Source organism: Chromobacterium sp. CCUG 30098 (genome assembly GCF_059916605.1).
Genome location: NZ_JAUCGS010000007.1, coordinates 56,449 through 73,557, shown reverse-complemented (window position 1 = coordinate 73,557; position 17,109 = coordinate 56,449). Strand labels below are relative to the sequence as shown.

7 protein-coding genes are annotated in these 17,109 nt (G+C 70.5%); 5 read left to right on the top strand and 2 right to left on the bottom strand.

Translation table 11 applies throughout. The features are described 5' to 3' along the window. The first annotated feature begins 8 nt into the window (after positions 1 to 8). On the top strand, positions 9 to 563 hold the full coding sequence (gene greB / locus QUG03_RS16180) for a transcription elongation factor GreB (protein ID WP_107798531.1): 555 nt from the start codon (positions 9 to 11) through the stop codon (positions 561 to 563). A gap of 69 nt (positions 564 to 632) precedes the next feature. On the opposite strand, the gene QUG03_RS16175 is transcribed toward greB, so the two are convergent. Beyond that, complete coding sequence (locus QUG03_RS16175) at positions 633 to 896, bottom strand: TFIIB-type zinc ribbon-containing protein (RefSeq protein WP_107798532.1); 264 nt, start codon at positions 894 to 896, stop codon at positions 633 to 635. Positions 897 to 993: 97 nt separating this feature from the next. Next, a complete protein-coding gene (locus tag QUG03_RS16170; RefSeq protein WP_199225819.1) occupies positions 994 to 1,461 on the bottom strand; it encodes a MarR family winged helix-turn-helix transcriptional regulator in 468 nt (155 codons plus the stop codon). A gap of 86 nt (positions 1,462 to 1,547) precedes the next feature. Between QUG03_RS16170 and QUG03_RS16165 the strand changes: the two genes are divergently transcribed. From QUG03_RS16165 to QUG03_RS16150, 4 genes are all read left to right on the top strand, one after another. Next, positions 1,548 to 2,705 (top strand): aminotransferase-like domain-containing protein, encoded by a 1,158-nt coding sequence (locus QUG03_RS16165; RefSeq protein WP_500820401.1) that lies wholly within the window; start codon positions 1,548 to 1,550, stop codon positions 2,703 to 2,705. 1,090 nt (positions 2,706 to 3,795) lie between these two features. Then, entirely contained in the window at positions 3,796 to 8,883 is a 5,088-nt protein-coding gene (locus QUG03_RS16160; protein ID WP_500820400.1) for an acyl carrier protein, read from the top strand. After that, positions 8,883 to 13,550 carry an SDR family NAD(P)-dependent oxidoreductase gene (locus QUG03_RS16155; RefSeq protein WP_500820399.1) on the top strand — a complete coding sequence of 1,556 codons (4,668 nt, stop codon included), beginning with the start codon at positions 8,883 to 8,885 and terminating at the stop codon, positions 13,548 to 13,550. Before QUG03_RS16160 ends, QUG03_RS16155 begins: the two co-directional genes overlap by 1 nt. After that, positions 13,547 to 17,095 carry a type I polyketide synthase gene (locus QUG03_RS16150; protein ID WP_500820398.1) on the top strand — a complete coding sequence of 1,183 codons (3,549 nt, stop codon included), beginning with the start codon at positions 13,547 to 13,549 and terminating at the stop codon, positions 17,093 to 17,095. Before QUG03_RS16155 ends, QUG03_RS16150 begins: the two co-directional genes overlap by 4 nt. Positions 17,096 to 17,109: the final 14 nt, after the last annotated feature.

Below are 17,109 nucleotides of genomic sequence, written 5' to 3'. Positions count from 1 at the left end.
GGACGAAGATGAGCAAAGCGTTTACCAGGGAAAACGACGAGGCGGAAGAGGATCTTCCGGTTGAGCGGCGTCTGCCCGCTTCCACCAAGAACTACATCACGCCCGGCGGCTGGCAGCGGCTGAAGGACGAGCTTTATCATCTGGTCAACCGCGAGCGGCCGGAAATGGTGCAGGTCGTGAACTGGGCGGCCAGCAACGGCGACCGCTCCGAGAACGGCGACTATCTGTACGGCAAGCGCCGCTTGCGCGAGATCGACCGCCGCATCCGTTTTCTGACCAAGCGCTTGGAAATCGCCGAGGTGGTGGACCCGGAAACCCGGGAAGCGACCGATCAGGTGTTCTTCTCCGCCACCGTGTTGATAGAGCGCGGCGACGGCAGCGAGCAATTGCTGCGCATCGTCGGCGTGGACGAGATTGATCTGGCGCGCGGCCGCATCAGCTGGATCTCGCCTATCGCGCGGACGCTGTTGAAGGCGCGCGAGGGCGATTCAGTGCTGTTTCGCGGGCCGGACGGCGACGAAGACATCGAGGTGCTGGAAGTGCGTTACGAACGCATAGACTGAATCTTCGAGCAAGAGCAGGGCAAGACGGCCCGGACATGAGTCCGGGCCGTTTTTGTATCCGGGGACGGATCAGTCCAGCAGCTTGCGCAGCCAGCCATGCTTGCCGCCGTGATGGCCTCCGTGGCGGCTGTCCCGACGGTGTTCGTCGTCATGGCCGCGACCGTGCGCGGACGGCGCGTAAGCGGCGGCGGGGGCCGCTGGAGCCTGGGTTTGCAGCAGGCGCTCCAGCTGGCCGGGCGCCAGCCAGACGCCGCGGCATTGCGGACAGTAATCGATGGCGACGGACAAACGTTCGCCCATCAGCAGGGTGACTTGGCAACTGGGACAATTCATGGCGTGCTCCTCGGCGCGCCGGACTGGCGCGGTAGGTCGGGAAAATGCGATGGACGAGCCTCGCCAGCGCATTGCAAACCATGAAGCGGCTACAGGGTCAAGCTTTGCCGCGCGAGGGCGCGTCGTCGGGGCGCGAGTGCGAGGCCAGGCTGCGGTTGATCTGCATCCAGCCGGCGGTGGCCGGCTTTCCCGTCTGCTCAAACGCCGTCTGCAGCAGTTTCAGCTGCTCGCGGTGCAGGGCTTCCTCCAGCTTGCGTCCCTCCGAAGTCAGCGTCAGCTGTTTGACCCGTTTGTCGTGCTGTGCGGCCACGCTTTGCACCAGCGCCATTTCCAGCAGTTGGCGCAGCGGCATATTGATGGCCTGCTTGGTCACGCCCAGCGCGGCCAGCAGGTCCTTGACCGACAGGCCGGGGTAGCGGGCGACGAAGAACAGGATGCGGTGGTGCACGCGCGCCAGGCCGCGTTTGGCCAGCATTTCATCCGGTTTATCGGTGAAAGCCTTGTAGGCATGGAAGAAGGCTTCCATGGCGGCGCGCATGTCGTCGGACGGAGATAGGTCAGCCATGTTGACGGAACCTGCTGTGGTCGGTAGATTGAGTCAATATTATTGACATTAGTAAGAAAGTTGCGGACAAGCTTATGCAGAGTACCATGTTTTCTGAGCGCATCGAACGGCTCAGCGGATCGCTGATCCGGGAAATCCTGGCGGCGGCGCAACAGCCGCAGATGATTTCCTTCGCCGGCGGCCTGCCGGCCGGCCAATGCTTGCCGCAGCTCGATTTCACCGATATGCCGGCGGGCCTGGCGCAATACGGCGCCAGCGAAGGCGAGCCGGAATTGCGCGGCTTGATCGCGGAGCAGGCGCGGCGCATGGGCATCGCTTGCGAGGCGGAGCAGGTGTTGGTGCTGTCCGGCTCGCAGCAGAGCATCGATTTATGCGCCAAGCTGTTCATCGATCCCGGCACGCCGGTGGTGACCGAAGGGCCGACCTATCTGGCGGCCTTGCAGGCTTTCAAGTTGTTCGGCGCCCGCGTTCACGCAGTGGCGCAACGGGAAGGCAGGCTGGAGCCGCAGGCGCTGGCCGCCGCCTTGAGCGAGTCTCAGGCGCGCTGCTCTTATCTGATTCCCAGCTTTCAAAATCCGGCGGGCAGCTGTTACAGCGCCGAAGACCGGCAGGCGCTGGCGGCTGTCATCGACGCCGCCGGCGTGCCCTTGATCGAGGACGATCCTTATCGCGCGCTCAGCTACGACGGCGAAGCGCCGGCGCCGCTGGTCAGCCATTTGAAGCGCGCGCCGTGGATTTACTCCGGCTCCTTTTCCAAAACCCTGGCGCCTGGGCTGCGCGTCGGCTTCCTGATCGCCTCGCCGGAGCTGTATCCCTATCTGATGCGGCTGAAGCAGGCGACCGATCTGCACACCAACCGCCCGGCGCAGTGGTTCATCGCCCGCCAGCTGAGCGACCCCGGCCATGAGCAACGGATGTTGGACTTGCGCGAGGTGTATCGCGCCGGCCGCGACGCGATGCAGGACTCGCTGCAGCGGCATTTCGGCGATCTGGCCGATTGGCAGTTGCCGCGGGGCGGGCTGTTTTTCTGGCTCAAGCTGAAGCGGGCGAGAGATACCCGCGCCTTGCTGCCGCTGGCCTTGAAGCAGAACGTCGCCTTCATGCCGGGCGAGGCCTTCTTCCCCGAGCCGGAACAGAACCTGGGCTATCTGCGCCTGAATTTCAGCCATGCCTCGCCGGAGCGGATCGAGATCGGCATCGCCAGACTGGCGGCCTTGCTGCGGGATACCGCCGCCGCGGAGTAAGCCGCCGCTCCAGGTCTCCGCGCAGTCCGCGCCTTAAGCGGAACCGCGCCGCCTCGTCCTTGAGGCGGCGCTTCACACTCTCTTCCCGCCATCCGGCCCCGGTTCGCTTTCCCCCTCTATCCTTCCGTCTGTCCGCCCAGATCGCATTATTAAGAAAATTTAATATGTCATAAGCATTGGTTGATGTCCGAACATTATGACAATGCTACCTGCGCCGGATGTTTCGTTACCGAACGTCATCCTTATATTTATTTTCTTTAATAAAAGATTTTCCGGTATTGGATCAATTAATTGAACAATTGCCTGTTGTTTATGCCGTAATTGTCAGGTCGATTGAAATTTAATTGATCGGCCTCGGCGCTCTTTTTATAGGCCAGTTCGCGGCGCTTAAATCTTTGATATTGCCGCGAAAATTCGTGTTTCAAAAAATATAAGCCGTAAATCGGCTGAAGTTGTAACTGGCAGTTCGGGGGATGCTTTTCCTAGAGGTCTTTCAGTATAGTGCTGACGCTTAATTCTTCCCGTGCGGGATTTTTAGAATTAACGCGATCAAATAAATCTATACGAAAACAATTTGAGCGTCAATATTCATTGCGTTTTCCTGGTTTTGGACGACACGGGGAAATAGGAATGCAAAGCGTAAAGCAATGCTGATTCGCAATGGTTTGATCGCTGAAATGATATCGAATCATCTCAAAAGAAAGTCCGATTACGGCGCATGAGACACATTGGCAATTCTATTCTCTTGATTCAAACGCTGCTTAGGCAAACCGCCGCGCACGCGTCACGCATCCTTACGTGAAAACGAAGGGATGATCCTCGCCAACCTGTCGAAGAAACGGTTTCGATAGGGCGGAATATATCAAAAACAGCATGGCTGCTTCTTGAATGGGGCGGGCTACGGCCCGGCCTGTATTTAAGGTTCTCGCGATCGTCGCGGCATTCCGTCGCGGCTGAGCGCGTGACAGGGCGACGGCGCAAGCCGGCCCGATTAGGGCGACGCGACGACTCGAGCCATGTCATATGGGTGGATTCGATGGGCGCGCGCCCGGCATACCCGGAGCAGTTGTCGATACATGGAGGTCATGCAATGTATTCCTCATCCGATGTCGCATCTCGGCGGACGCCCGCCGCCGACAAGTTCGGCCCTCATCAAGCTTTTTCGCATAGCGAAGCGCCTAGCATCGCCCGGCAGTTGCTGTGGCGGGCGGAGGCGAGTCCCGAGCGTCTCGCCTACGCGTCGGCCGATCCGGAGAAAGCGCTCGCGCTAAGCTATGCGGCGCTGTGCGAACGCGCGTCCGGCATCGCCGCGCGCCTGGCGCAAGCGACCGAGGCCGGCGAGCGCGTGATGCTGGTCTATCAGGAGCCGCTCGATTTCCTTCCGGCCTTCTTCGGCTGCTGCCTGGCCGGCGTGATCCCGGTGCCGGTGGCGCCGCGTCACGGCCGCGACACGATGGCGGCGATCGCCCAGGACTGCGGCGCCGCCATCGCGCTGAGCGCGGAGGCGCGGGACGCCTTGCCGGGCCTGCGCTGGATGCGCACCGACGAGGCCGAGCGCGCCGCGCCCTTTTTGCGGGCGGCGAAGGACGCCAGTCCGGCGCTGCTGCAGTACACCTCGGGTTCGACGCGTACGCCGCAGGGCGTGGTGGTCACGCAAACCGGGCTGTGGGCGACGATAGACGATCTTGACCGCGGCGCGATGCACGACGCGGACAGCGCGATGATCAGCTGGCTGCCGTACTTCCACGACATGGGCCTGGTGTACGGCATTCTCACCCCCTTGCAATGCGGCTTTCCCGCCTATCTGATGGCGCCGGAGAAATTCGTCGCCCAGCCCATGTCCTGGCTGCGCGCGATAGCCGCGCGGCGCGGCACCCACACCGCCGCGCCGAATTTCGCCTACGCCTTGTGCGCGGACCGCGCGGGCGATCTCGCGCCGGGCACCGATTTGTCGTCCTTGCGTTATGCGCTGAACGGCGCGGAGCCGGTGCGCTGCGACACGGTGCGCCGCTTCGAGGCGGCCTTCGCGCCGTTTGGGCTGCGTTCTTCGGTGGTGGTGCCGGGCTACGGCCTGGCCGAGGCGACCTTGAAGGTGACCGCCGGCCGTTGCGGCGAGGGCACGCGCGGCGTGCGCTTCGCGCGGGAGGCGCTGGCGCGCGGCCGCGTGTCGCCGCAGACGGACGGCGTCGAATTGGCGGCCTGCGGCGTCAGCCTGATCGATACGCGCGTCCGCATCGTGGACCCGGACACGCGCGCGCCGTGCGCGCCGGACGCCGTCGGCGAAATATGGGTGACCGGGAGCACGGTCGCCGACAGTTATTGGCGCCGCCCGGAGGAGTCGCGCGAGATCTTCGGCGCGCGGCTGGCCGACGGCGACAGCGCATGGCTGAGAACCGGCGATCTGGGCTTTCTGCACGAGGGCGATCTGTTCGTCACCAGCCGCTTGAAGGATTTGATCATCGTCGGCGGCCGGAATGTCTACAGCCACGATCTGGAAGACACCGTATCGGCCTGCCATCCGTCGATTCGGAAGGGGCGCGCCTTCGCCGCCGCCGTCGACGGCGAGGACGGAGAAGGGATTCTGATCGGCGCCGAGGTGCGCGGCGGCTGCGGGGAGGCGGAGGCCCGTGACATCCTGCCGGTGATTCGCGCGGCGCTGGCGCGGGAGCACGGCGTGGCGCCGGCGCGCATCGCGCTGCTGTGGCGCGGCAGCATCCTGCGCACCTCCAGCGGCAAGACCCGGCGCGGCGCCACCCGCGACGCGCTGCTGCGCGGCGAACTGCGCATCGTCGCCGACGACGCGGCCGAGGCGGCCGACGACGCGATTCTGGCCGAGATCGCGCGCTTCGTGCCCGGCGCGGCCGCGTCGCCCGACGCCAGGCTGATCGATCTGGGGCTGGATTCGCTGTCGGCCGCGCGGCTTGCCGCCGCCGCGCGCGCGCGTCATGGCGTGGAATTGTCGTTCGCGGCGCTGTTCGCGCTCTCCGCCCGGCAACTGCGGCGCGAAATCGTCGACGCCCCGCGCCTGGACGCCGCGGCGCCGGCCGCGGCTCGCCGCTATGCGGCGGGGGAGGCGTTCGAACTGTCCGAGATGCAGCAGGCTTACTGGATAGGCCAGCAGGGCGGGGTGCCGCTGGGCAGCGTGTCCCCGCACATCCGCGTGGATTTCGAGATAGACGCCGCGCGCGCGCCGGAACTGGGCCGGCGCCTCGCGCGGCTGGTCGCCCGCCACCCGTCCTTGCGGATGACGGTGGGCGCGGACGGGCGCGGCGCGTTCGACGCGCTGGCCTACGACCCCTTGCTGCCGCCGCAGGATTTGCGCGGGCTGGACGCGGCGGAGGCGGCGGAACGGCTGGAGGCGACGCGCGAGAGCCTGGCCGAGCGCGACGGCCCGCCCGTGCTCGCCGTCGTCTCCCGTCTGACCGAGAGCGCGGCTATCCTGCACCTGCGGCTCAGCCTGCTGGCCGGCGATCTGCGCAGCTTCCTGCAACTGATGGCCGAGCTGGCGCGCGACGCGGCCGAGGAGGCCCCCGCGCAATGCATCACGCCGATGACGCCGCCGGCGGCGACCGAGGCGCAGCGCGAGGCCTGGCTGCGCCGGGTCGAAGCCATCGCGCCGGCGCCGGAGTTGCCGATGAAGATGGCGCTGGCCGAGGTGGCCGAGCCGCGCTTCGCCAACCGCCGCCGGGAGCTGCCCGCCGCCTTGTCCGCGGCGCTGACGGCGCGGGCGCAGGCGCTCGGGGTCACGCTGACTTCGCTGTGCATCGCCGCCTTCGCCGACACGCTGCGGCTGTGGACGGCGGCGCACGCCTTCACGCTCAACGTGACTTGCAACACGCGGGCGGAGCAGGCGGGGCTGGCGATAGGCGATTACACCAGCAACACCTTGCTGTCGCTGAGCGAGCATCACCCCTCGTTCGCCGCCTTCGCCCAAGCGGTGCAGCGGCAAGTGTGGGCCGATCTGGACGCGCCCTGGTGCTCCGGCGTGTCTATCCTGCGCGAGCTGAGCCGGCGCAACGGCGCGCCCGTGCTGATGCCGGTGGTGCTGACCAGCCTGCTGTCCGGCGACCCGGCGGACGATCTGGCCCTGCTGGACGGCGTCGGCCGCGTGGTCGACATGGCCAATCCCACGCCCCAGGTGTCGCTGCACGCCGTCCTGGGCCGGCGCGGCGACAGGCTGGTGCTGATGTGGGAGTCCGTCGCGCAGCTGTTCCCCGACGGCATGGTGGACGCGATGTTCGAGGTCTTCCTCGGCGCGCTGGAAACGATGGCGACGGACGCCGCGGCCGTGGAGCGGCCGACGCTGGCCCGGCTCGCGCCGCAGCAGGCGGCGCGGCGCGCGGCGGTCAACGCCACCGCGGCGGAGCGCGCGCCGCGCAGGCTGGAAACCCCCATCGTCCGGCAGGCGCGGATCGCGCCGGAGGCGGTGGCGGTCAGGCAGGGCGGGACGACGCTGAGCTACGGCGCGCTGCTGCGCGAGGCGGAAGACATCGCCGGCGCGCTGCGGCAAAGCGGCGTGGCGCGCGGCGAGGTGGTGGCGGCCATTGTCGCGCCGGGGCCGCGCGCGGTGGCGGCGCTGCTGGGCATTGTGATGGCGGGCGCGGTCTATCTGCCGATAGAGCCGTCTTGGCCGGCCGCGCGCATAGAAGAACTGCTCGGCGAGGCCGGCGCCCGTCTCGCGCTGCTGAGCGCGGCAGGCCCGGCGCTGCCGGTGCCCGCGCTGCGTCTGGACCAGCCGCTGCCGCGCGGCGACGCGGGTCCGGCCGCGGACCTCGAGACCGGCGACGCGGCCTATGTGATCTTCACCTCGGGTTCCACCGGGCGGCCGAAGGGCGTGCTGATCGCGCACGAGGCCGCGGCGAACACCATAGACGACATCAACCAACGCTTCGCGGTCGGCCCGGCCGATCGCGCGCTGTGCGTGTCCTCGCTGGCCTTTGATTTGTCGGTCTACGACATTTTCGGCCTGCTCGCGGTCGGCGGCGAGGTGGTGTTCCCGGCCCGCTCGCGCGATCCGGACGCGATGGCCCAGGCGCTCTGCGACGGCGGGGTCACCATCTGGAATTCCGTGCCGGCGGTGCTGGAACTGATGCTGGAAGTGTCCGCGCCGCGTTCGCCGCATCTGCGCCTGGCGCTGATGAGCGGCGACTGGATCGCGCCCGGCCTGGCCGGGCGGCTGCGCGACGCGTTTCCGGCGCTGCGGCCGATCAGCCTGGGCGGGGCGACCGAGGTGTCGATCTGGTCGGTGGTGCATCCGATCGCGCCCGAGGACGCCGTGCTGGCGTCGATTCCCTACGGCCGGCCGCTGTCCAACCAGCAATGCTTCGTGCGCGCGCCCGACGGCCGGGAGCGGCCGGACGGCGTGGTGGGTGAGTTGCTGCTGGGCGGCCGCGGCCTCGCGCTCGCCTATCTGGGCAACGAGGCGGAAACCGAGCGCCGCTTCTTCATCGACGCCGAGGGCCGGCGACTCTACCGCACCGGCGATCTCGCGCGCTGGCAGCCGGACGGCGAGCTTGAACTGCTGGGACGGATGGACGGGCAGGTCAAGGTGCAGGGCTATCGGATCGAGCTGGGCGAGATCGAGGCGGCCGCGATGCGCGCCGGCTGCCTGGCGCGCGCCGTGGCCTCGGTGGCCCGGCGCAAGGACGCGACGGTGATCCAGCTGCACGTGGTGGCGCTGCCGGATCATCAAGGCGACGTGGTCGCGGCCGTGCGCACCCAACTGGTGCTGCATCTGCCCGCCTATATGCAGCCGCATCACGTGATGGTGCTGGACGCCTTGCCGCTGACGGCGAACGGCAAGGTGGACCGCGCGCGTCTCGCCGAGCTGGCGGCCCCGGCTCCCGCGCCGGCGACGCCGGCCGCGGCGGCGCGGCGCGACGCTTCGCTGGAGGCCACGATGCTGGCCGCCTTCGCCGAGGTGGTCGGCGTCGAGATAGACCCGCGGCAGGGCTTCTTCGACGCGGGCGCCACCTCGATGCACATCGTGAGGCTGCGCGCGCTGCTGGCGTCGCGCGGCGTCGCGGTGCCCCCGCTGGTCGATTTCTTTTCGCTGGCCACGATACGGGCGCTCGCCGAGCGCGCCGATACGGGCGAGGCGGACCTTTCCCCAATGATGGACGTCGACGGCGCGCGCGCCTATCGACAGCGCGTACGCGCACGCAAGGAGGCTTTGTAATGACTGATGCAACACCCGTAGACGCCGTAGCGATCATCGGCGCGAGCTGCCGCCTGCCCGGCGTCAGCACCCTGGAACAGTTCTGGTCGATGATAGCCGACGGCCGGGTCGCGATCGAACGCTTCGGCGCGGACGCGGCGCGCCGCGAGGGCGTGCCGGAAACGGTGCTGGCCCAGCCCGGCTTCGTCGGCGCCGGCGGTCCGCTGGACGGCGTCGATCAATTCGACGCGGCCTATTTCGGCATTCCGCCGTCGCAGGCGGCGGCGATGGACCCGCAGCAGCGGATTTTCCTTGAATGCGTGCACGAGGCGCTGGAGCGCGCCGGTCACGGCGCGGCGCGCGGCGCGCGCGTCGGCGTCTGGGCCGGCTCGGCCAGCGTCGATTATCTCGTCGACCACGTGCGCGACCGGCTGGATCGCGCGTCGCCCAACCGCTATCTGCAGCAATGGGTGGGCGTGGACAAGGACTATCTGGCCACCCAGGTCGCCTACCGGCTCGATTTCGGCGGCCCGGCCATCAGCTTGCAGACCGCGTGCTCGACTTCCCTTGTCGCCGTGGTTCAGGCGATGCAGGGACTGCTGAGCTTCCAGTGCGACTTCGCGGTGGCGGGCGGCGTCAGCGTCGCCTTGCCGCAGCGGCAGGGCCATGTGTACGAGGAGGGCAGCATTCTGTCCGCGGACGGCGCCTGCCGTCCGTTCACCACGGACAGCAGCGGCACCGTCTTCGGCAACGGCGCGGGCGTGGTGGTGCTGCGCCGCCTGGAGGACGCGCTGGCCGACGGCGACCCCATCATGGCGGTGATTCGCGGCGGCGCGGTCAACAACGACGGCGCGGCCAAGGTGGGCTTCACCGCGCCCGGCGGGCGCGGGCAGCAGGACGTGATCCGCCAGGCGCTGGCGCTCAGCGAGGTGGACGGCGCGTCGATAGGCTATGTGGAGACGCACGGCACCGGCACGGCGATCGGCGACGAGGTGGAACTGGCGGCGCTGGGCGCGGCCCTGGGCCAGCGTTCCGACGCCGACGCGCGCTGCGCGCTGGGCACGCTGAAGGCGAACGTCGGCCATCTGAACGCGGCGGCGGGCGCTTGCGGGCTGATCAAGGCCGCGCTGGCGGTGGAGCATGGGCGGATTCCGGCCGCCGTCGGCGCGGAACGCGCGATAGATGCGCTGCGCGGCGACGCCGGCTTCTACCTGCCGACGGAAACCGCGCCTTGGGACGCGCCGCAGCGGCGCGCCGGGGTCAGCTCCTTCGGCATCGGCGGCACCAACGCCCACGTGATCCTTGAAGCGGCGCCGCCGCGCGCGCCGCGCACGCCGGACGTCGCGCCGCTCTTGCTGCTGTCGGCGCGCGGCGAGGTCTTGCCCGCGTTGTGCGCGGACTACGCGGACTTTCTCGACGGCCATCCCGAGCTGAGGATAGAAGACGTTTGCCTGACGGCGGCGCTGGGGCGGCGGCATTGGGAGCAGCGCGCGGCGTTCCGCGCCGAATCCCGCGAGGCCTTGATCGCCGCGCTGCGCGCCTTCGCCGCCGGCGAGCCGAGCGCGGAGACGATCGCGGCGGAAGTGCCGGCGCGCGCGCCGGAGCTGAGCTTCGCCTTCGGCGGCGCCGAGGATCTGGACGCGGTATTGACCCGCGTGCAGCTGTGGCAGGCGAGCGGCGTCGTGCCGGCCAGCGTGTGCGCGACGGGGAGCGGGGTGTTCGCCGCGGCCTTCGCGGCGGGCGCGCTGAGTCTTGAGGATGCGCGGCAGCGCCGCGCAGAGCGCGCCGTCGCGCCGTCGCTATTGTGGATCAGCGCGGCCTCGGGCCTGCCGCTGGACAGCGCGGAAGCGGTGCGCGAAGAACTGGCCGGCGCGGGCACGGCGCCAGGCGCGGCGGACGCCGCCGAGGCGCTGGAAGCGGCCGGCGCGGAATGGGTGCTGGACTTCGGCGACACGGCGCTGGGCGCGGGCGCTGCCGGCATGGTGTCGCTCGATCCGGCCTCGCCGGACGCGCTGGCGCGGCTGTGGACCGCGGGCCTGACGCTGGAGCTGTCCCAGCATTACCGCGACGGCAACCGGGTGGCGCTGCCGACCTATCCCTTCCAGCGCCAGCGTCACTGGATAGACCGCGCGCCGCGCTTCCTGGCGGCGGGCGCGATGCCCTTCCTTGGACGGCGCACCGACGCGCCGGCCTTGGGCGCGACTTTCTTCGACGCCGAATGGAGCGTGGCCGTCTTGCCCTTCCTGCAGGATCACGTGATTTACGACAAGGTGGTGGTGTCCGGCGCGGCGCTCGCGGTGATGATGGCCGACGGCGCGCGCGCGCTCACCGGATCGGACGGCTGCGTGCTGAGCGATCTGCGCTTCCCGGCCGCGCTGGTGATTCCGTCGGGCGCGGCGCGCAAGGTCCAGCTGCAATTGGTGCGCGACGGCGACGGTTTCGAAGCCACGGTGTTGACGCTGGAGTCCGCCGACGTCCACGCGACGGCCAGGGTGGACGCCGGCGAGGCGCCGGGCGCCGCGCCGGCGGAGCCGGTGCGCGGAGAAGCGATCTCCACCGAGCTGATGGATAGCTGGCTGCGCGCGCGCAGCGTGGTGATGGGACCGACCTTCCGGCGTCTGTCGGACATCGTGGTCGGGGACGGCGACGCGTCTTGCGATATGCGGGACGACGCCGACGACGCCGGCTGGTTGCTGCACCCCGGGGTGCTGGATTCGGTGCTGCAACTGGTGGCCGCCGCCGCGCGGCCCGAGGGCAGCAAGGCTTTTGTGCCGACGCGTATCGCGCGGCTGGCGCTGCACGGGCGGACCGGCGCCGGGATGCGCTGTCACGCGTCGGCCGAGCGGGGGCAGGCCAGCCTGTTCGACGCCGGCAAGGTGCTGCTCGAAATGACCGGCCTGGAGTCGCGCGAGGTGACCCGCAATGAATTGCTGCGCGTCGAACCGCTGCGCGAGGGCTATGCGGTGGAATGGCGCGACGCGGCGGGCGGCGAGGCCGCCGAGTTGCCGGCGACCATCGCCATCCTGAGCGACGCGGGGCAGGCGGCGGCCGGGCTGGCGGCGATGCTGCGCGACGAAGGCAAGGAGGCCGTCGTGGTGGCGGCGGTGAACGATATTCCCTTCGACAAGGCGGGCCTGATCGTCGATTGCCGCGGGCTGGAGGCGCGCGGCGACGCGCCGGCGCCGGCGGTTTACGCCGGGGCGCTGGAACTGTTCGCCACGGCCGCGCGACGCGAGCGGCCTTGCCGCATCGCCTTGGCGCTGGCGCCGGACGCGCCGGCCTCGGCGCCGCTGCAGGCGCTGTCGCGCGCGGTGGCGATGGAAACGCCGCATCTGCAGACGCTGGCGCTGCACGCGGGCGACGCGCGGGCGATCCGCCGCGGCCTGGATTACTTCGAGCGCGAGACCGAAGTCGCGGTCAAGGGCGAGGCGGTCGCCGCGCCGCGCTTCGACGAGCGCGCGCTGCCGCTCAGAGCGGACCTCGCGCTCTCGGCGGACGCCACTTGGCTGATCACGGGCGGGCTGGGCGAACTCGGCTTGCGCGTCGCGGGCTGGCTCGCCGCGCTGGGCGCGCGCGCCTTGGTGCTGACCGGCCGCCGGCCGGCCGCCGCCGCGGCCGAGGCGGCGCTGGCCGCGCTGCGCCGCGACGGCGTGGAGGTGAAGGTGTGGCAGGCCGACGTGGCGGCGGAAGCGGACGTCGACGCGCTGCTGGCCGAGATCGACGCGACCATGCCGCCGCTGCGCGGCGTCTGCCATCTGGCGGGCGTGGTGGAGGACTGCCTGGTCGGCGACGTCACGCCGGCGTCGCTGGCCGCCACCCTGGCCGGCAAGGCCCGCGGCGCCTGGCTGCTGCATGAGCGCACCCTGGCTTACCCGCTGGAACACTTCGTACTGTTTTCCTCCGCCGCCGCCGCCTTCGGCGCGCCGGGGCAATCGACCTACGCGATGGCCAACGCCTACCTAGACGCGCTGGCCGCGCGCCGCCGCGCGCAAGGCTTGCCCGCGCTGTCCATCGCCTGGGGGCCGTGGCAGGACGTGGGCATGCTGGCCCGCTCCAGCGCCAACGCCAAGCGGCGGCTCGCGCAGCTGGGCATCGGCCAGATCGAGGCCGAATGCGGCCGCGCCACTTTCGAGATCGCGCTGGGGGCGGACCTGCCGGCCCACCTCGTGCTGCTGCCCATTGATTGGGGGCGCTTGATCGAGCAATGGCCGCCGCATGTGCCGGCCAGCCGCTTCGCCGGCATCGCCACCGCCCAGCCGGGCGCGGGCTCCACCTCCTCGGTCAGCGAGCTGCTGGCGCTGCCGGCGGAGGAAAGACGGCATCGTCTGTTCCAACTGCTGGCCGAGGACGCCGCGCTGGTGACCGGCACGCCGCTGGCCTCGCTGGACCCCGAGCGCTCGCTGTTCGACTACGACCTGGACTCCTTGCTGATCACCGATCTGCGCGTGCTGCTGGAAAAGCGTTTCGGCCGCGCGATACCGACCACGGTGATTTTCTCGAATCCGACCATAGCCGCCTTGGCGGACCATCTGGCGCGGACGGTGTTCGGCATGGCCGAGGCGGAGGCGACGCCCGCCGCGCCCGCCGCCGAGCCCGACGCGCCGGCGGACGCCGCGATGTCGCAGGAGGAGATCGTGGAAATGCTGTCCGCGAAACTGAAGGAACTGAATAGAAAGGACGCGCGATGAGCCAGATCGACACGACCGCGCTGATGCGGAACGCGCTGCGCGAGATCGAACGCCTGCAGCGCGAACTGGACGGCGCCGAACAGCGCCGGCACGCGCCCATCGCCGTGGTCGGCATGGGCTGCCGTTTCGCCGGCGTCGACTCGCCGGAGGCGCTGTGGCAGCGGCTGCTCGACGGCGCGGACGGCGTGAGCGAGGTGCCGGCCGAGCGTTGGGACGTCGAGCGCTACTTCGACGCCGATCCGGACGCGAGCGGCCGCATCTACTGCCGCACCGGCAGCTTTTTGGACGACATCGCCTCCTTCGACGCCGGCTTCTTCGGCATTTCGGCGCGCGAGGCGGCGATGCTGGATCCGCAGCAGCGCATGCTGCTTGAAGTGGCTTGGGAAGCGGTGGAGCGCGCCGGCATGACGGCGGCGGAACTGAAGGGCTCGGCCACCGGGGTGTTCGCCGGCGTCATGCATCAGGACTACGCGCACCGTTTCCGCCGGGCGGAGGAGGTCGACCTCTACACCGCCTCGGGCAACGCGCCCAGCGTGCTGGCGGGCCGCGTGTCGCACGCGCTCGGTCTGCACGGGCCGACGCTGACGATAGACACCGCGTGCTCGTCGTCGCTGGTCGCCGTGCACCTGGCGTGCAACGCGCTGCGCGCCGGCGAGTGCGACATCGCCATCGTCGGCGGCGTCAATGTGGTGCTGTCGCCGCTGTCCACCGCCGCCGAATGCCGGGCGCACATGTTGTCGCCCAGCGGCCGCTGCCGCTCCTTCGACGACGGCGCGGACGGCTTCGTGCGCGGCGAGGGCTGCGGCGTGGTGGTGCTGCAGCGGCTCGCCGACGCCGAAGCCGCCGGGCGCACCATAGACGCGCTGATCGCCGGCTCGGCGGTCAATCACGACGGCCGCAGCGCGGGCCTGACGGTGCCTAACGAGCACGCGCAGCGCGAGCTGGTGCGGGCGGCCTTGCGCGCCGCGCGCATCGACGCGTCGCAGGTGAATTATATCGAGGCGCACGGCACCGGCACCGCGCTGGGCGACCCGATAGAGGCGGCGGCGCTGGCCTCCGTGTTTGCCGGCCGCGGCCGCGAGGAGCGCGTGCTGCTGGGCTCGATCAAGAGCAACTTCGGCCATCTGGAAGGCGCGGCGGGGATTGCCGGGCTGATCAAGGCGGCGCTGACGGTGCGCCATGGCGTGGTGCCCGCCACCCTGCATGTGCGCACGCCCAACCGCGGCATCGACTGGGACACGCTGCCGCTGCGCCTCGCGCTCGGCGCGGAGCGCATAGACGCCGGCGGCGCGCCCTGCGTCGCCGGGGTCAGCTCCTTCGGCTTCAGCGGCACCAATGCGCACGCGGTGCTGCTCGCGCCGCCGCGCGCGGCCGCAGGCGAAACGGCGGCCGGCGCGGACGAAGGCGCGCAATTGCTGGTCGTTTCCGCGAAATCCGACATCTCGCTGCGCGGCAACGCGGCGCGGCTGGCCGCTCATCTGGCCGGGCTCGACGCCGCGGCGTGGGCGGCCGCCTGCCACGCGTCGCGGGCGGCGCGCTCGCATTTCCCGCATCGGCTCGCGCTGACGGCCGCCAGCGCGGAAGAGATGGCGCGCGAGCTGAGCCGCTTCGCGCGCGGCGAGGACGCCGCCGTTCACAGCGGCGTGTGCGGCGGGATGCCGCCCAGCCGCGACGCGTCGCCGGAGACGGCGGACGCGGGACGCGAACCGGCCGAGCGGCTGGACGCCTTGGCGCGGCGCTATGTGGCCGGCCTGCCGGTCGACTGGCCGACGCCGGCCGGCGCCGGGCGCCGCGTCGCGCGGCTGCCGAGCTACGCTTTTGATCGCCAGCCTTACTGGGTGGACGAAGGGCGGGCGCAGGCGGAGTCGCCGCTGTACCGCATCGCCTGGCAGCCGCTGCCGGCTCCGGCCGGCGCGCGCCGCTCGGGCGAGCGCATCGTCGCCGGCGATCCGGCCTTGTGCGCGGAAGTGGCGCGCGCGCTGGAAGCCGCCGGCGAGCGCTGCGCGATTGCGCCCGCCGAGATCGACGCCATCCGCCGCGCGGGCGACGCCGGCCTGGTGCTCGCCTTCGACCGCGCGGCCGGAGACGAAGACGCGCTGGCGGCCGTCGCGCGCCGCGGCGCCTTGCTGAGCGCGCTGGCGCGAGAGCGCGCCGCGACGCCGTCGGCGGCGCCGATCACGGTTGTCACGCGCGGCGGGGCGGCCACCGGGCCGGCGGAGGAGGTCGATCCCGTCCTCGCCGCCTTGAGCGCGGCGGTGCGCGTCGCGCGGCGGGAACAGGGCCGGAGCTGGCGCGGCACGATAGATATCGACGGTTCGCCGGCGTCCTTCGACGCGCTGGCGGCCTTGCTCGCCGATGAAGCCGCCGAGGAGCAATTGGCGGTGCGCGGCGCCACCGTGCTGGCGCCGCGGCTGCGGCGCGCCGGCGCGGCCGGCGCGCTCCCCGCGCTGGACGGCGACGCCGTCTATGTGGTGACCGGCGGCACCGGCGCCTTGGGCCTCGCCACCGCGCGCTGGCTGGTCGGGCGCGGCGCGCGCCATCTGCTGTTGATCAGCCGCGGCGGCGAAGCCGGCGCGGCGGCGCAGGCCGCTTGCGCCCGTCTGCGCGGCGACGGCGTCGAAGTCCGCGTGGCGGCCGCCGACGTCGCCGACGAGGCCGCCTTGCGCGGGGCACTCGCCGCGGCCGGCCGACCGATACGCGGCGTCGCGCACTGCGCGGGCATTGTGCGCGACGCGACGCTGGACGCGCTGGACGCCGCGGCCTTCGCCGAGACCCTGCGCGCCAAGGTGGGCGGCGCGGTCTTGCTGGACCGGCTGACCGAGGCCGAGCCGCTGGACTTCTTCCTGTTGTATTCGTCCATCTCCGCGGCGGTCGGCCGTCACGGCCAGGCCGCCTACGCCGCCGCCAACGGTTATCTCGACGCGCTGGCGCAGCGGCGGCGCTTGCGCGCGCGGCCGGCGCTGTCCATAGGCTGGGGCTCGTGGGCGGCCGGCATGGGCGCGGCCGACGCGAAGACGGCGGAACGGATTCGCGCTGGCGGCCTGAACCCGCTGAGCGAGGGCGAGGCCTTCGCCGCGCTGGAACGGGCGTTCACCGGCGAGCCGCATCTGGTGGTGGCCGCGATCGATCTTGCGCGGATCGCGGCGCAGCCCGATCTGCCGCCGCTGATCGAAGGCCTGGTCGGCCGCGCGCCGGCGGCGAATGCGCGGACCCTGTCTTTCGACCAACTGCGCGGCCGTCCCGCCGGCGAGCGCCGCGCGCGGGTCGCCGACTATCTGGACGCGGAATTGCGCGCGGTGCTGTCCAGCTCGGCCGCCTTGCCGCGTCAGACTTCGCTGCTGGATCTGGGCGTGGACTCGCTGACCGGCGCGGAACTGCGCAACGCGCTTGAGCGCGCGCTGGGGGTGTCCGTCGCGATCTCGCACCTGATCGACGGCTCCTCGCTGGACGAACTGATCGACCAGGTGATGGCGCAACTGGAGCGCAAGCTGGTGACGGAACAACATTCGGCCGCGGGCGCCGACACGGAGGAAATCACGCTATGACCATGGCACGGCTC